Origin of the sequence: Caulobacter flavus (assembly GCF_003722335.1) — a bacterium.
GTDB lineage: Bacteria > Pseudomonadota > Alphaproteobacteria > Caulobacterales > Caulobacteraceae > Caulobacter > Caulobacter flavus.
On record NZ_CP026100.1, the window covers coordinates 3,192,585 to 3,208,986 of the forward strand.

General features: G+C 70.8%; 14 protein-coding genes. 3 read left to right on the forward strand and 11 right to left on the reverse strand.

Features of this window, described 5'->3' with window-relative positions; all coding sequences use genetic code 11:
• Nucleotides 1–51 precede the first annotated feature (51 nt).
• A complete protein-coding gene (locus C1707_RS14770; protein WP_101712071.1) occupies nucleotides 52–1,314 on the forward strand; it encodes a pentapeptide repeat-containing protein in 1,263 nt (420 codons plus the stop codon).
• 342 nt (nucleotides 1,315–1,656) lie between these two features.
• Here the strand turns inward: C1707_RS14770 and C1707_RS14775 are convergent, their stop codons facing one another.
• The 11 genes from C1707_RS14775 to C1707_RS14825 form a co-directional block, all read right to left on the reverse strand.
• On the reverse strand, nucleotides 1,657–2,298 hold the full coding sequence (locus tag C1707_RS14775) for a hypothetical protein (protein ID WP_101712072.1): 642 nt from the start codon (nucleotides 2,296–2,298) through the stop codon (nucleotides 1,657–1,659).
• A 3-nt stretch (nucleotides 2,299–2,301) separates the two neighbouring features.
• On the reverse strand, nucleotides 2,302–3,816 hold the full coding sequence (locus C1707_RS14780; RefSeq protein WP_101712073.1) for a PASTA domain-containing protein: 1,515 nt from the start codon (nucleotides 3,814–3,816) through the stop codon (nucleotides 2,302–2,304).
• Nucleotides 3,813–4,466, reverse strand: coding sequence for a hypothetical protein (locus tag C1707_RS14785; protein WP_101712074.1), 654 nt, complete (start codon nucleotides 4,464–4,466; stop codon nucleotides 3,813–3,815). The genes C1707_RS14780 and C1707_RS14785 overlap by 4 nt, the downstream gene beginning before the upstream one ends.
• On the reverse strand, nucleotides 4,466–5,632 hold the full coding sequence (locus C1707_RS14790; RefSeq protein ID WP_101712075.1) for a hypothetical protein: 1,167 nt from the start codon (nucleotides 5,630–5,632) through the stop codon (nucleotides 4,466–4,468). Before C1707_RS14790 ends, C1707_RS14785 begins: the two co-directional genes overlap by 1 nt.
• Nucleotides 5,629–6,189, reverse strand: a complete 561-nt coding sequence (locus tag C1707_RS14795; RefSeq protein ID WP_101712076.1) for a hypothetical protein — start codon at nucleotides 6,187–6,189, stop codon at nucleotides 5,629–5,631. The genes C1707_RS14790 and C1707_RS14795 overlap by 4 nt, the downstream gene beginning before the upstream one ends.
• A 21-nt stretch (nucleotides 6,190–6,210) precedes the next feature.
• Entirely contained in the window at nucleotides 6,211–6,972 is a 762-nt protein-coding gene (locus C1707_RS14800) for a hypothetical protein (RefSeq protein WP_205686756.1), read from the reverse strand.
• Between the two features lie 12 nt (nucleotides 6,973–6,984).
• Nucleotides 6,985–7,473: a hypothetical protein gene (locus C1707_RS14805; RefSeq protein ID WP_205686757.1), complete on the reverse strand. Its 489-nt coding sequence runs from the start codon at nucleotides 7,471–7,473 to the stop codon at nucleotides 6,985–6,987.
• Nucleotides 7,470–9,266 (reverse strand): OmpA family protein, encoded by a 1,797-nt coding sequence (locus C1707_RS14810; RefSeq protein WP_101712078.1) that lies wholly within the window; start codon nucleotides 9,264–9,266, stop codon nucleotides 7,470–7,472. Before C1707_RS14810 ends, C1707_RS14805 begins: the two co-directional genes overlap by 4 nt.
• Nucleotides 9,259–9,843: a peptidylprolyl isomerase gene (locus tag C1707_RS14815; protein WP_101712079.1), complete on the reverse strand. Its 585-nt coding sequence runs from the start codon at nucleotides 9,841–9,843 to the stop codon at nucleotides 9,259–9,261. Before C1707_RS14815 ends, C1707_RS14810 begins: the two co-directional genes overlap by 8 nt.
• The gene (locus tag C1707_RS14820) at nucleotides 9,840–10,922 is read right to left on the reverse strand and encodes a hypothetical protein (protein WP_145998320.1); all 1,083 of its coding nucleotides are present in this window, start codon (nucleotides 10,920–10,922) and stop codon (nucleotides 9,840–9,842) included. The genes C1707_RS14815 and C1707_RS14820 overlap by 4 nt, the downstream gene beginning before the upstream one ends.
• 157 nt (nucleotides 10,923–11,079) lie before the next feature.
• Nucleotides 11,080–12,288 (reverse strand): MFS transporter, encoded by a 1,209-nt coding sequence (locus tag C1707_RS14825; protein WP_164467356.1) that lies wholly within the window; start codon nucleotides 12,286–12,288, stop codon nucleotides 11,080–11,082.
• A gap of 124 nt (nucleotides 12,289–12,412) precedes the next feature.
• Here C1707_RS14825 and C1707_RS14830 point away from each other — a divergent pair, with 124 nt between their 5' ends.
• Together C1707_RS14830 and C1707_RS14835 are read left to right on the forward strand one after the other, a co-directional pair.
• Entirely contained in the window at nucleotides 12,413–13,456 is a 1,044-nt protein-coding gene (locus C1707_RS14830) for a LacI family DNA-binding transcriptional regulator (protein ID WP_101712082.1), read from the forward strand.
• Nucleotides 13,457–13,603: 147 nt separating this feature from the next.
• Nucleotides 13,604–16,342, forward strand: coding sequence for a TonB-dependent receptor (locus C1707_RS14835; RefSeq protein ID WP_101712083.1), 2,739 nt, complete (start codon nucleotides 13,604–13,606; stop codon nucleotides 16,340–16,342).
• The last annotated feature ends 60 nt before the right edge of the window (nucleotides 16,343–16,402 follow it).

Here is a 16,402-nt window from a genome sequence, read left to right on the forward strand (position 1 = left end):
TATCCGATTGTCCGCTAGTGATTTTCCAGTAAGACGGGAGGGGGTCCCGCAATGAACGCCGCACAGAGCATCGCGGGACGCCGCAAGCTCAGTCAGGCCGAGCTCGACATGATCGTCACGGCCCACGAGAAGTTCGTGACCGGCAAGCAGGGCGGCAAGCGCGCCTCGCTGCGGTTCATGAACCTGTCGGGACTGGACCTGTCGTTCCGCAACCTGACCGACGCCGACCTGTCCGCCTCGATCCTCGACGGCTGCCGCATGGTGCGCGCCAAGCTGGATCGCGCCAGCCTGTTCGGCTGCGACCTGCGCAAGGCCGACCTGCGCCAGGCCAGCCTGCAGCGCGCCGACCTGCGCGGGGCCTGCCTGCGCGGGGCCAACCTCTCGCAGGCCGACCTGACCCAGGCCGATTTCCGCGAGGGCCAGATCGCCATTCCGCACCCGCGCAAGGGCCTGGACACGGTCAAGCACGAGACCCGCAACGGCGAGGTCGACGAGGTCAACTTCTCGGGCGCCACCCTGGACGGCTCGCAGTTCACCGGCGTTTCGGCCTTCAAGGCCGATTTCTCCGACTGTTCGCTGCGCGGGGCCAAGCTGTCGGGCGCCAACCTGAAGGAAGCCAACCTGGTCGGGGCCATCCTCGACAACGCCGACGTCAAGGGCGCCAATCTCGAGGGGGCCAACCTGCAGGGCGCGGTGATGTCGGGGGTCGACACCTCGACCGCGCGCGTCAACGGCGCGCACATGACCGGCGCCCTGACCACCTCGACGCCCGAGGCGGTGAACAAGGCTCGCGAGCTTTACGCCCGATGCCTGGGCAACCAGCAATGGTGCCAGACCGGCGGCAAGGAAGGCGCGTGCGCCCGCCTCGACGGCGAGGACCTGCGCCCGATCGGCGATCGCCTGAAGGGGCTGCGCCTGACGGCCATGAGCGCCAAGGGCGCCTGCTTCGTCGGCATGGACCTGTCCGGCGCGCAACTGCAGGGCGCCAACCTGCAGAACGCCGACCTGCGCGCGGCCAATCTGCGCGGCGCCGACCTGCGCGGCGCCAAGCTGACCGGCGCCAACCTGACCAAGGCCGACCTGCGCCAGGCTTTCCTGTCGCCGCTGCCGCTGGGCCCCGAACGCAAGACGCTCGGCAATCTCGCCGCCGCCCGCCTGCGCTACGCCATGCTGCAGACCGCCGACCTTTCCGAAACCGTCTTCGACGGCGCCGACCTGCGCGGCGCCGACTTCACCGGCGCCCGCATCGCCAAGGCCAGCTTCCGCGACTGCGACGTCGGCCAGGCCCAGGGCCTGGATTTCGCGCCGGCGTAAGGCGGCGTAGGATTTTCGCGAAAGCGGGGACCTAGGCTTTTTCCGCCATCCACGATCAATGTTTCCCTCGCCCTTGTGGCGAGGGTCCATGCCGGCCCCCGCTCAGACCTGGGCGCAGCTCGAAAAATCTGAGCAGCCGAACCATGGGTCCTCGCCACAAGGGCGAGGAAGGCGGAGTTTGGTCAGGCTTGGATACCGGCCTCCTCCACTCCGTAAAATCCCCGCGAAAAGCGAGGATTGGGCGGAGGTTGGGGTTGGGCGAGATCGAGTCCCCTTAGCCGGCTTTGCCGGAAGTTCCCCCTCCAGGGTGAGCGTCTTGAAGGACGGGGCGCAGGGCCGCGCCTACTTCAGTCCCAGCGTCACCGGTCCCGTCGCCCGCACCAGCGCCCGGGGCGGGGCGTCCTGCGAGGCGACGGTCAGCTCGGCGGCCTTGTCGGCGGTCACGGCCTGGCCCCCGGCGTCGACGAAGGCGGCGGTGAGGCCCCGGGCCGCCATCGCCGCTGCGGCCTGCGCGCCCGTCAGTCCGCGCACCTCGGGCATGGGCGCGGCGTCGTCGAGGGCGGCGGGCGGGGGCACCGGCACGATCTTGAAGGTCAGCTTGGCCGCGCCGCTGGCCTGGAAGGCGTAGCGCTGCTGGAAGGCCGCGTCGACCGGGGTGACATAGGTGCGGGCCTTGCCGATCGCCGCGGGCTGGCCGCTGGTGCCGGCGCTGCCGTCGGCGCCGCCAGTGCCGCCGATGTGCATCGAGACCTGCACCTCGCAGGTGGTCTCGGGCAGGACGTAGAAGGTGGGCTGGTAGCCGATCGACCGCAGGACCTCCAGGCCCTCGTCGCCGTCGGTCTCGTACATCGCCAGGGTGGCGGCCAGCGAGGCGTGGTCGAGGGCGGCCTGGGCCTCGGCCACCCCCCGGCCGACGGCGGCGATCACCTCGCCCAGCGGCGTGGCCAGGCTTTCGCTCAGCAGGTCGGAGGCGTCCTGGGACATCGGTCAGGCTCCCTGTTCGTCGGCGAAGATGACCATCACCCGCGCGCCGCGGGCGATGATGGTTCCGGCGCCGGGCGACTGCACCATGGCCTGGCCGGGGGCGACGGCGGGGTTCAGGCCGCGCGGACCGGTGCTGGCCTCCAGCACCAGGCCCACCGAGGTCAGCACCCGGCGCACCGCGCTTTCGGTCAGCTGCAGCACGTCGGGCACGCGCGGTCCGTCGTCGCCGGTCGGGACCTTCTCGGGGATGAACTGCATCTTCAGGTCGCTGAGCGAGTCCGCCGGCAGGCCCTTCAGGGTATCGGTGTCGGGAAGTTCCAGCCTGCCCTCGTCGCGCAGCACGCCCTTGGCGCTGATCTGGATCGCACCCAGCGAGAAGCCCGTCGGCTTCAGCGTAGTCTGGGCCTTGTCGAGCTGGATAGCCATGGTCGTGGCCAGGTCGTTGACGGCCACAGTCCGCGTCGCGGCGACGGCCGGATTGATCGTTCCGGTCGTCCCGCCGATGGCGCCCGTGGTCGTGCCCGTGGTCGTCCCGGTCGTGGTCCCGATGGTCGGGTTGGCCTTGATGTCCTCGAGCTCGACGTCCTTGGCCGCAAGGGTGGCGCGCAGGCTGGAGATCTCGGTCTCCTGTTCGGCCGCGGCCCGGCCGCGATCGGCCAGCTGGGCGTCGCGAGCCGCCAGTTCCTGGTCGCGCTGCGCGAGCCGGGCGTTGAGGGCCTTGGTCTCGTCTGCGGCCTTGGCCTTCTCCGCCCGAGCGGCGGCGATCTGCGCGTCGCGCTCGGACAGCTGCTTGGCCTGGGCCGCGATCTGGGTGTCGCGGGCGGCCAGATCCTGGTCGCTCTTGGCGCGGACGGCCGTGATCTGCGCGTCGCGCTCGGACAGCTGCTTGGCCTGGGCCGCGATCTGGGTGTCGCGGGCGGCCAGATCCTGGTCGCTCTTGGCGCGAACCGCCGTGATCTGGGCGTCGCGTTCGGCCAGTTGCTTGGTCTGGGCGGCGATCTGGGTGTCGCGAGCCGCGAGATCCTGGTCGCTCTTGGCCAGGCGGGCGTTGAAGGTCTTGGTCGTGTCGTCGACCGCCTGGGCCCGGATGGCGGCGGCGTCGACTGTCGGAGCGGCGGCGATGGGGGCGTCGGTGGCCACGACCCCGCCGATCGGCGTCGCGGTCCGCAGGGTGCGGGCCGACAGCGTGCGGGCGATCGCCGTCTCGGCGGGCGCCAGGCGGCGGACCTGGCCGAAATCGATGGTCAGGGCCCCGGTGCGGGCGTTGCGGGTGAACTCCGGCGCGGCCGATATCACGCCCGCGCCCTCGACCAGCCGGAAGGCGGGCGCGAAGGGCAGGGTGTCGTCGGCGATGCTTCCCGCGCCTTTGGCCGTGCCCGTGGCGTCGGTCCTGGCGGCCGACGCGCTGGCCCAGGCGCCGGTCTTGAGGTCGAACAGCTGGACGTCCAGCGACGCGCCCGACGCGGCGTTCCCGTCGGCGTCGGTCAGCCGCGCGGTCCAGGAGAAGGCGGTGCTCATCCCACTTCCTCCAGTCCGACCACGCCCCGGCCGCTGTACGCGCCGATCGAGGCGACGACCACGATCACGGCGCGGGCCGGCTCCTTGCCGATCGACAGGGTCGCCAGGGCCCGGCCGTCGGGGCCGGTGCGCAGCAGGGCCTGCTGCAGCCGGGTGCCGGGCTGACGCACGAAGTTGGCCACGCCGCGCGCCGCCGACAGCGTGGCGCTGGCGGCGTCGTCGATGTTCAGCTCGACGGGCTGGTCGGCCAGGACCTCGCCGGCGCTGTTGGTCACCGCGACAGACAGGTGCGCCAGGCCGCCGATGTTGCCGCCTCCGGAGACGGCGATGCGCGGGGTGGGCAGGCCCTCGCCGGGCGGGGTGGCCACCAGCCGTCCGCTGATCGTGCTGCTGACCTGCTGGTTGGTGCTATTCTGGTCCTTGGCGGTGAACAGCAGGGCGATCGGGCGGCCGCCGCTGTCGGCCCTGGTCTGCATGTCGACCTTGATCGAAAAGTCGAGGAACGGCAGCTGGTAGCCGCCGATCGGCGCGCCGCTGGCGTCGACCTTGGGGCCGCTGTTCAGCGCCAGCTGGGCCTCGCGCACCCCCTCGGCGAGGGCCACCAGCAATTCCTCGATCGAATTGCCGACGAAGCGGCTTTCGGCCGGCATCAGGCGTCTCCCTCGGACTCTTCGGAGCGCTTGGCCTTCAGCCGCTCCAGGGCGCGGTCGCGACGGGCGTCGTCGCGGGCCTCGTCGGCCTCCTTCAGCTCGCGCACGTCGCTGGCCATCTCGCGCAGGCGATCGGCCTTTTCGGCGAAATCGGCGATCTCGCCGACATGGGACGACAGCTTGCGGGCTGTCTCGCGCACGTACGGATCGGCGCGCCCCAGGCCCGGGATGCGCTCGCGGGCCCGCTCGACCCAGTCGGACGGAATGGCGTCGCGGGCGCTGTCCAGCGCGCGTTCCGCGGCGGCGTAGGCCTTGCGGCCCCGGCTGACCATGTCGCGGGCCTTGGCCAGGCGGCGGTCGAGGGGATCGGTGGCGGTCGCCGCGCGGGGGCGCTCGGCCGGATCGCGCAGGGCCCGGCCGGCGTCGCGCAGGCCGCGTCCGGCGTCGGCCAGGGACGACAGCCGGCGCGAGGGTTCGGCCAGCGGCTCGGCCTCGCGCCGGGCGGCCAGACGCTCCCACGGCGCTTCGCGCGGTGCGGCGGCCGGGCGCTCCCATGGCGTTTCCCGAGGCGAGGCGGCCGGACGTTCCCAGGGGGCGTCACGCGGCGAGACGGCGGGGCGGTCCCACGGCGCCTCGCGCGGGGAGGCGGGCGGCCGCTCCCAGGGCGCCTGGCGGGAGGAGGGCGCGGGGCGCTCGAACACCTCGGTCGGACTGAAGCGGCGCAGGTCGGGCGTCAGGCCGCCGGGCGTGGGGCGCACCTGCTCGCCCGGCGTGGCGCGCAGGCCTTCGCCCGGCGTCGTCCGCAGGGCGTCGGCGGCCGTGCCGCGCAGAGCCGGCGGCAGGGCGGGCGGATGCGGGTCCGGCCTCGGCCCGGCCGCGACCCGGGCGGCGTCGCGGGCCGCGCCCCAGCGGTCCAGCTCGGCGCGGCGCTGGTTCAGCGGCGTCACGGCGTAGCGCGGATCGCCCAGCGCGCCGTGACCGGTCAGCCGGGCCATCTGGCTTTCCAGCGCCTGTCGTTCGGCCATCAGCCGCGCCAGGTTCGGCGACAGGGCGGCCGGATCGGCGCCCGCCGGCGGGCCGACGGACGGGGCGGGGGCCGCGCGGGCCGGCGTCGGCGTCGGCGCCTTGGCGCGACGCAGCGCGTCCTTCCAGGGCGGATCGCTCATCCGTTGTCGGGTTCCTTGGGCGGCGCGCGTCGCTGCTCGATCAGGGCGCGGACACGCTCTTCGAACAGCGCCGGCGGCGGGATCGGCACCACCTTCGTGCGCATCAGGCTCGAGCCCTCGGCGCTGTACTGATACTTGGCCGCATAGCTGGCGCTGACGCTGCTGGCGCTGACCGCGCCGCCGCCGCCGAACGGCGTCCAGAAGCCGCCGGCCTTGACCGTCGTGGCGCTGCTGCTGCGCTTGATCTCGGTCTCCGACTTGAACGAGATCGACATCTTCAGCTCGATGACGGTGTCGACGAACTGGTAGAAGGTCGGCGTGAAGCCGAGCTCCAACAGGCTGTACTCCTGGCCGTCGCCGAACTTGACGAGATAGCTCTTCGACTTGGCCCCTTCGCCCTCCTGCTCCTCGTCGGCGTCTTCGTCGTAGCCGGCCATCATCCGCGCGATGCGGAGCGAAACCAGGTCGAGTTGGAGCTGGGCGGTGGCGATGCCCACGCCCAGGCGCTGCACCATCTCCGGGAAGGGGACGGCGAGCAGTTCTGTGCCCACGCTCATGGCGCGTCCTCCGTCCGGGGGTTAGTCGTCTTTCTTCTCTTCCTTGCCCAGCTTGATATCGAGCAGGCGGCGACGGCGCTCGACCTCCTCGTCGAGCTGGCGACGGATGCGCTCTTCCAGGATCGCCGGCTGGGGGATCGGCACCAGCTTGGTGCGCAGCAGGCTCGAGCCCTCGGCCGAGTAGCTGTATTTCGACGAGTAGGTGGCGTCGACCTGGCTGGTCGAGACCTGGTTGGAACTGCTGCTTCCGACGCGGCCGCGGAACAGGCTCCAGCCGAAGCTCGAGCCCTTGGTCGTCACCTGGTTGGTATTGCGCGAGGTGCGGGTCGACTCGCTGCTCCGGGTGATCTTGATGGCGATCTTCACCTCGATGATCGTGTCGACGAACTGGTAGAAGGTCGGCGAGAAGCCCAGTTCCAGCATCGACAGCCGCGTCGGCACGCGGATGAGCGTCTTGGGGTCTTCCTTGTTCTTGGCGAGCTCGGCCTTCTGGGCCTCGACCACCTTGACCAGCGCGGCCGTGTCGCCGCCCGAGATCGCGTTGTCGGCCTCGATGTAGGCCAGGGCGTCCGAGGGGGTCATCAGGTCGTAGCCGAAGAAGATCCGGCTGTCGTCGAAGGTGGTGTTGCCCTCGTCGTCGGTGACGGCCTGCAGGCCGCCCATCATCTCGGCCACCTCGATGCTGTTGGCGTCGAGCTTGATCTGGCCCTCGGCGATGGCGAAGGCCATCTGGCGGATCATGTCCCCCATGGGGACGTTCAGAAGTTCTCTCCCGATCGACATGTCTGGTCCTTCCTAGGGGGGCGGCGCGGGCGCCGGCGCGGGTGCGGGGTCGCTGATCTTGCGAAGCAGGGTTTCGAGATTTTCGGGCGGCGGCAGGCTGACCAGCCGGGCCGCGATCGAGCTCATGCCCTCGGCGCTGACCGAGAACTTGCGCGCGTAGCTGACGTTGACCGAGGCGGCGACCATGACGAAGCCGGCCTGGACGCCGACCGTCGCCCCGGCCGAGACGCCGAACTCGGTGCTCTCGGTCATGCTGAACGAGAGCTTGGCCTCCACCGTCGCCTCGGTGAAGCTGTAGAAGGTCGGCGTGAAGCCCAGCGAGATCAGGTTGTGCGTCTCGCCGCCCAGCTCGACCTCGGCCTCGGCCATGGCCTTGGCCGTCTCGATGCTGTTGCGGTCGAGCGCCGACTGCGCCTGGGCGATGGCGATGCCCAGCCGTTCGATGATCTGCGGCAGCGGCGCGGAAAGCAGCTGCCGGGTGACGGACGCGGTCTCGCTCATGGGGTGGGCGTCGGCGTCGGGGTCGAGTCTTTGGCCTGCGCGAGGAAGGTCTTGATCTCGTCGAGGAACTCGACGGGCGCGGGCACGGCGACGATGCGGGCCGAGATGCTGCTGTTGCCGTTGATCGACTGCTCGAACTGCCGGCTGGTGCGGTAGTCGACCGACAGGCCCACGGCGACCGAGACCTTGGGCTTGTCGGCGCTGGCCGTCGGGGCGGCGGCGATCTTGTCGAGGGCCTTGGTGACGCTGGCTCCGTCGGCCGCCGACAGGGCGATGTCGTTGGCCGACAGGGTGACGAGGTTGATGATCACCGCGTCCTTGGCGTCGGAGAAGCTGACCACGCCGCCCTTGCGCACGGCCCGGACGCCATGTGTGGCGCTGCCGGCGTTGACGTCACGCGCCAGGTTGAAGGCGTAGGCCTGGGGCGAGTTGGCGTCGAGCGTCGTCCCGCCGTCGCTGGCGGCCGTTCCGCTGATGGCGACCGAGGTTTCCGAGGCGCCGACCTTGACGGCCGTGCCGTCCACCGGAACCGCCGTGAAGTGGCGCACGATGATGAAGCCGTTGCCGCCGCCGGAGCTGGTCTTGTCGGGCGTCGGCGTGGCCTGCAGCTGCGTGCCGGCGGACTCGACCACGACCAGCAGGTCGTTGGAGTCGGCCAGCAGCACCTCGGCCCGGCGGAACTGCTGGTTGGCCACGTTGTCGACCGCGCCCTGGGCCTTCCAGCTGGCCTCGCCGCGGCTTTCCACCTTGCGGATCTGGCCGGGCGCGACGCCGTTGTCGCGCAGGAACTCGGCCACCTTGTTGGCGCGGTCCAGGCCCAGCTTCTGATTGTAGGGATCGGTGTCGACGCGGTCGGTGAAGCCGACGACGTCGACGGTGGCCCCGTTGGCCTTCAGGGCGCGGGCCACCAGGGTCAGTTCCTCGATGGCGGCCTGCTTCAGGTCGGACTTGCCGCTGTCGAACAGCGCCAGCCCCAGCGTGCCGCCGCCGACCGGAAGGTCGGACCCCACAGGGTCGCGCAGCAGCTTGGCCTTGAAGCCGCCCAGCGTGTTGATCTGGCTGGCGACGGCGCGGGCGTAGAGCAGATTGTTGGCCTTGGCGTCGACCTTGGTGCTCTTGCCCGCGGCCAGCACGAACTCTTCGCTGGTGTTGTTGGTCGGGGTCTCGACGATGCGGATGACGCCCAGGCTGGCCTCGGAGGCGGCGTAGAACGCCACGCTGGTGTCGGTCTTGATCGGGTTTTTGGCGGTGTCGGGCTCGAGCTTGAACGGCACCTTGGTGCGCTTGGCGCTGACGTAGGCGCGTTCAAACTTGCCCGTGGGCGTGCCCAGCTTCTTGGCCAGATCCTCGGCGGCGGCCTCGACGTCGGCGCCGGTCGCGTCGGTCTTGGTCCCGTCGACGGTGACGCTGGCGGGCAGGCTCTTCAGCGTCACCTGGGCCTCGCGGGCGTTGGCGGGGGCCTGCGGGCCGCCCTGTCCGAAGCCGAAGTCCAGCTTGCCGCCGATGCCGAAGGCGCTGGCCTCGCCGACCTTCATGGTCAGCTGCATCGAGACCGACAGGTCGGCGTGCTGGTAGTGATAGAACGGCGGCGACAGCCCCAGCTGCAGCAGGCTCTTGCCGCCGAGGCCGGGACGCGGCTCGACGTACTCGCCGACCTGGGCCAGGCTGTTGAGGTCGAGCGCCTTCTGGGCGTCGGCGATCGACAGGCCCATGGCCTTGATGAACTCGGCGACGCTGGCGTCGGCCAGGATCTGGCCGGGCGTCATCTTCTCGATGGGGTTCTCGTCAGCCATTCATCGGCTCCTTGATCCGCGGCTCCTTGGGTCCCACTGGGGATTCACAGGCGCGTGCGCTGTCGACGGTGTCGGCGCGCACGGTCCAGTAGCCGTGCACGCGCTGGGCTTCGGACAGCCGGCCGGCGGGAACGCCGAGGCCGCGGGCGGTCCAGGTCAGGAGGCTGCGGGAAAGGGGCAGGGCCTCGTCGAGGGCGACGGCGGCCGTCAGGCTTTCGCGGGCGGCGGCCACGTCGCCGGCCTTGAGTTCGTTGACGCCCTTGCGTTCCAGCAGGCAGGCGCGGTCCCGGCGCTGGAAGTCGCTGGGCGTTCCGTCGCCCAGTTCCGTCGCGGCGCTGCTGGCGGCCTCGCCGGCCAGGATGGCGGCCTGCTCGTGGGCGCCGGTGCGCTCGAGGCTCTCCAGCACGCAGTGCAGGTAGTGGCGGGCGAAGATCTGCGGCGCGCGCACGCCGTGCGCCAGTCGCAGGGCTTCGCGATACTTGGCCATGGCCTGGTCGTGGCGGCCCTTCAGCGCCAGCACCTTGCCGGCCTCGGCGACGCCGGCGTGCAGGCGATGGATGTCGAGCGCGCCGGTCATGCGCGGGCCTCGGAGAACAGCACCTCGGCGCCGGCCGCTTCCAGCCGATGGCGCAGCAGCCGCGCGCGGGGACGGGGCATGAGGCCCGTGGTCAGCGGCGCGGGGCCGGGCAGGCCCAGCTCCGCCAGCGTCGCGGCGGGCGCCGACAGGACGTCGAGCGCCTGATACGAGAAAGTCTCCAGTTCTGCGCGTACCGTCAGGCCCGCCTCGGCGTAGGCGGCCAAGCGGCTTTCGAGCGCGTCGAAGGCGACGCCGGCCTCGACGGGCACGGGCAGGGCCCGGCGCAGCAGGTCGAAATCCTCGGCCGGCACGCCCGCCAGGGCCTCCAGCGCGGCGGCGCCTTCGGGCGGCGCGGCGACGAGCTCCAGGGAAAAGCGCAGGAAGGCCTGGTCGACGATCCGCACCTGTTCGGGGGCCTTGAGGCGCCGCCACAGCGCGTCGGCCTCGCTCCGGTCCAGATCGAAGACCGTGGCCGAGCCGCCGGGCGACAGGTCCGCGCCGGCCGGCAGCCTCTGGCGCAGGACGTTCACCTGCTGGTGCGACAGATCGCTGGCGAACAGGGCGAAGCGGGCCTGGTCCGGCCGGCTGGCGGTCAGCCGCACGGCGCCGGCCGGCAGGGACGTCTCCAGAGCGCGCACGGTCGCCTCGGTGACGGCGCCCAGGATCACCCCGGGCGGGGTCAGCAGAAGATCGAGGGCGGCCGCCGGATCCATGCCCAGGAAGCGCCCGAGCGTGGCGGCGACGGCGTCGGCGGCGTCGAGGTCGAGCAGTTCGGCGGCCAGGTCCATGGCCGGGGCGCGAGCGACGGGCCCGCCGGCCGGCGTCACCGACGCCTCGACGCCGAGGGTTCCGATCAGCGCGGCCAGACGGGCGGCGTCGGCCGCCGGCAGATTGGCCAGCAGCCGCGCGGGAGCGCGATAGAGGGCGTCGACCACCGTTTCGACCGGCAGTTCCAGGGCCTGGCTGAGCACCGAGGCCGCGCGGGGGGAAGCATGTCCGATGCTGGTGATCAGCAGGTCGGCGGCCTCAGGTTCGACGCTTGGGTACGCTACGCTGGGGAACACCGACGACTCGAGCACCAACACCTCCCTCAAGGCTGGTTTCGACCGGGCGATCCACGCTCTAGTTGGCGTGGCGATGGACTCGTGTCAGAGTTGTATGGCTTTGTAAAGTTCTGAAATCTTGCACGTGGTGAATTCGCATCCAGTGCGATCGATCGCGTACGGACGATCGGGCCTAGCGCCTTGCCAGCAAGGCCCCCGCGCCGGCCAGGGCGGCCAGGACGGCCGCGGCGAACACCCCGCGCAGGTCGCCGCCGGACGACGCCACGGCGATGCCGAGCAGAGGGCCCAGCGCCTGGGAAGCGGCCACCGCTACGTTCATCAGTCCCAGGTCGCGGCCGTTGCGGGCGCTGTCGGGCAGCACCTCGGCCACGAGGGCCAGGTTGCTGGTCGAGTAGACGCCGTGGCCGATCCCGAAGACGACCTGGGCGACCAGCGGGCCGGGCCATTGCGGAACCAGCAGCAGCAGCGCCACGCCGCAGGCGATCAGCACCGCGCCCGCGATGACCATGGGCCGCCGCCCCAGTCGATCGGACAGCGGGCCGCTGGCCGCGCCGGCCGCCAGCATGCCCAGGGTCGAGGCCGTCAGCAGCAGGCCGAAGGCCGCCTCGGGCGTCACGCCGGGCAGGCGGCTGGCCAGGTCGCCTCGATCCTTGAGGTAGAAGAACAGGTACAGCGTGTGCAGGGCCACGGCGGTCTCGACCAGCAGGCGCGAGGCGAACACCCTCTGGAACCGCCCGTCCCGGAAGGCGGTCAGCCGCAGGCTGGGCCAGGCGAGGGGCGCGCGGGCCGGCGCGGGCGGTTCGCGCAAGGTCAGGGCGAAGGGCAGGACGAGCAGGGCCGTCGCGGCCACGACCGCGGCGTAGCGGCTCGTCGCCGAGACCAGCAGGGCGCCCACGACCAGCGCCGTGAACAGCTTGGAGGCGGGGAGGGCCAGGCCCGCCCAGGCCGCCGCCGCGCCCTTCTGGTGGTCGGGAACCAGGTCGGGCAGCACCGCGGCCAGCGGCGCGTAGAGGGCGTTGACCGCCAGTTGCAGCAGAACCACAGCGCCCAGCATCTGCCAGGGGGTCTGGGCCAGCCCGACCAGCGCCAGGCCCAGAGCCGTGGCGGCCCAGCCCCCGAGAATCCAGGGCCGCCGCCGGCCTAAGCGGCTGCGCGTGGCGTCGCTGAGCGCGCCGAAGGCGATGTGGGCGAGAGCTGCGGTGATCGCGCCGACGATCGAGATCTGGCTCAGCGTCAGGTCGCGGGCGTGCGGCGCCACCTCGGCCGCCTTCAGCGGCGCCAGCAGGGTCAGGAACGGGATGAAGGAGACGAAGGCCCCGGCGTTGGCCAGGCCGTAACCCGCGAGGAAAAGTCGCGACCGCCCCGCTGCGGGTCCGGACACGGGAAATGGGCGGCCGCCTTGATCCATCCGTGGTTTATGCGATCAGGACAGCTTGCGGTCGAGCTATTGTCAGCCCGGGCGTTCGTCATCATCGTGTCGCCCCGCGTTCGGTTCGGAGAGTTCATTGACGGCAAGACGGCCCACCATCGACGACGTCGCACGCCTTTCGGGCGTCGCGCGGACGACGGTATCGCGGGTGCTCAACGACGGCCCCAATGTCCGCGACGAGGTGCGGGCGCGGGTTCTGGAGGCCGTCAAGGCGCTGGACTACAAGGTCAATCCGCAGGCCCGGTCGCTGGCCGGCGGCGGCAGCCGTCTGCTGGGCCTGGTGTTCGCCTCCGACCTCGAGAGCGAGCCCAACTCGTTCTACCACTCGGCCCTGGAGCTGGGCGCGCTGCGCGGCTGCCTGGAGCTGGGCTACCAGCTGGTCACCCGCCACATCCCGCTGCAGAGCGCCGACCGCGAGCAGCAGGTCTACGACCTGATCGCCACCCAGCGCTGCGAGGGACTGATCTTCACGCCGCCCTATTCCGACGACGGGGCGCTGATCGCCGAAGTGCTGCGGCGCGGCTGCAAGGTGGTGTCGATCTCGCCGGGCGGGGCGGGCAGGGGCCTCGCCGACGGCGTCGGCATGGACGACGAGGCCGGCGGCTACGACATCGCCCGCCGGCTGATCGACCTGGGCCATCGCCGATTCGCCTTCATGGGCGGGATCGAGGGCCACTTGTCGGCCGATCGGCGCCTGGACGGCCTGATGCGGGCCCTCTCGGAAGCGGGTCTCGGCCAGGCCGACCTGATCCAGGTGCGCGGCGACTTCACCTTCCGGTCGGGGGTGGAGCTGACGCCGCGCCTGCTGGACGATCCGCTGCACCCGACGGCCCTGGTCTGCGCCAACGACGACATGGCGGCCGGCGCGCTTTCGGTGGTCCACGGCCGCGGCGTGAAAGTGCCCCAGGACCTTTCGGTGACAGGCTTCGACGACACGCCGGTGTCGGCGATCGTCTGGCCGCCGCTGACCACCGTGCACCAGCCGCTGAAGGACATGGGCCGTCGCGCCGTGGCCCTGCTGGCCAGCCGTCTGACGGGCGGCCGGGCAGAGGCCGAACCGGAGTTCGACTGCCTCGACCACGCGGTGGTCGAACGGGGCACGGCCGCCTCCGCTCCCTGATCGAACGTCGATCCCCTTGACAAGGCCGACGCGTTGCGGCCTTTGTTGGAAGCGCTTCCAATTTGCGGAAGCGCGGCTTTTCGACGTCGAATCCGCAAGAGACGGGGCGAGAAGGGCCAGGGAAGAGACGCAGCAGGGGAGAGTCCTTTGATCCATCACGCCCATTCGGCCGCCTTCAAGCGCGCGGCCTGCGCTTCCGCCGGGGCGCTGGCCCTGCTGGCCGGCGCCGTTCAGGCCCAGGCGCAGGAGGCCGCCGCCGCGCCGCAGGGCGACACCGCCGTCGACGAGGTGGTGGTCACCGGCTATCGCCGCAGTCTGCAGGCTTCCGCCGAGATCAAGCGCCGCGAGGTCGGCGTGGTCGAGGCCGTGTCGGCCGAGGACATCGGCAAGCTGCCCGACGTGTCGATCGCCGAGTCCCTGGCGCGTCTGCCGGGCCTGACCGGCCAGCGCGTCAACGGCCGGGTGCAGGTGATCTCGATCCGCGGCCTGTCGCCGGACTTCTCGACCACCCTTCTGAACGGCCGCCAGCAGGTCAGCGCCGGCGACAACCGCGCCGCCGAGTTCGACCAATATCCGTCCGAACTGCTCAACAGCGTCGTGGTCTACAAGACCTCGAACGCCGCCCTGATCGGCCAGGGCCTGTCGGGCACGGTGGACATGCGCACCGTCCGTCCGCTGGACCAGAAGGGCCGGGTGATGACGCTGAACGCCCGCCGCGAGATCAGCGACCTCGACAAGGCCAATCCGGACGGCTCGAAGTCGGGCTACCGCTTCAGCGCCTCCTACATCGACCAGTTCGCCGACGGCACGATCGGCGTGGCGCTCGGCTACGCCCACCTCGACAGCCCCACCCAGGTCCAGCAGTACAAGGCCTGGTACTGGGAGCAGCCGGCCCAGTTCACCGGCGCCAACGCCGGCGCCTACAGCCTGGGCGGCCAGGAGATCTTCGCCACCAACCGCGACCAGGTGCGCGACGGCTACATGGGCGTGCTGGAATGGCGCCCCAACGACAGGCTGCACTCGACGCTGGACCTGTTCTACTCGACCTTCGACCAGAAGGAGGTCCGCCGCGGCATGCAGTGGTTCTCCAGCCCCAGCACGCCCGACGCCACGGTGTTCCTGAACCCGGGCTTCACCAAGGTCGGCAATTCGCTGATCAACACCTCGGGCACGGCGACCAACGTCACCCCGATCGTCCGTAACGACCGCAACACCCGCAAGGACGAGCAGTTCGCGCTGGGCTGGAACACCTCGTACGTCTCGGGCGCGACCACCTACACCGCCGACATCGGCTATTCGAAGGTCGAGCGCCGCGAGCAGATCCTCGAGACCTACGCCGGCTACGGCCCGATCCGCACCTTCGACAATATCGGCTACGACCTGACCTTCAACGGCGTGGGCAAGTACACGACCGGCCTGGACTACGCCGACGCGAGCCGCATGCAGCTGGGCGATCCGGCGGCCTGGGGCGGCTGGGGCCACGACGGCGCCATCCGCTTCCCCGAAGTCGAGGACCGGATGTTCACCGGCGACTTCCGCATCGACCACGACGTCTCGGAGACCCGCCTGGGCGGCTTCCTCAGCAGCATCCAGGCCGGGATCAACTACGCCGACCGCAAGAAGGACAAGACGGTCTCGGACAACGACCTGTTCCTGAAGAACGGCCGCGCCCCGACCACCGTGGCCTCGCAGTACCTGCTGGCGCCGGCCTCGCTGTCGTTCGCGGGCATCGACCAGGTGCTGGCGATCAACCTGCAGAAGGCGCTGCCGGTCTATTACGACATCGTCCCGATCGGCAACGCCGACGACTACAACAAGGACTGGAAGATCCAGGAGCGCCTGACCACGGCCTACCTGATGGCCAAGATCGACACCCATGTCGGCGCGCTGCCGATCAAGGGCGACATCGGCCTGCAGTACATCTCCACCAAGCAGGAATCGACGGGCTACACCGTCAGCGGCGGCACGGCCCAGGCCCCCAGCCTGGTCACTGTCGAGGACACCTACGACGAGCTGCTGCCGAGCCTGAACCTGACGGCCGAGCCGGTCGAGAACCTCTATGTCCGCTTTGGGGTGGCCAAGACCTCGGCCCGTCCGCGCCTGGACGACATGCGCGCCAGCATCACCGCCGGCGTCGACGCCCTGACCTTCCGCTGGAGCGGCTCGGGCGGCAATCCGTACCTGAAGCCGTGGAAGGCGACGGCCTTCGACCTGTCGGTCGAGAAGTACTTCGCGCCGGGGACCTACGTGGCCGTCGCCGGCTACTACAAGGACCTGGAGACCTACATCTACAACAAGTCGGTCGACTACGACTTCTCCAACGTGCCCAACACCGGCACGGTCACGCCGATCAGCAACATCGGCCTGCTGACGCGTCCGGAGAACGGGGAGGGCGGCAAGCTCTACGGCTACGAGATCTCGGGCGCGGTCGACTTCGGCCTGATCACGCCGTGGCTGAAGGGCTTCGGCTTCGTCGGCAGCATGTCGCACATCAAGACCGACATCCAGCCGGACGGCCCGGGCTCGAGCAACGCCCTGCCGGGCTTGTCGGGCGACGTCTACAACGTCACCGGCTACTACGAGCGGGCGGGCTTCTCGGCCCGGATCAGCAAGCGCCACCGCTCGGCTTTCCGCGGCGAGGTGGTGCAGTTGTTCGCCTATCGCGGCTTCACCCAGGTGCTGGCCGACGAGCAGGTCGACGCCCAGATCGGCTACGAGTTCCAGAGCGGACCGCTGCAGGGCCTTTCGGCCGTGTTCCAGGTCAACAACCTCGACAACAGTCCCTACCGCACCCGCACGGGCGTGCTCTCGGACGGCACCATGCTGCCCGAGACCAACGACCAGTACGGCCGGCAGTACATCTTCGGTCTGAACTACAAGTTCTGACCCCTGCTCGCGGAGGGCCGATCCCTTCCCCCGGCCCTCCGCGCTTTTTTCGTTTCGATG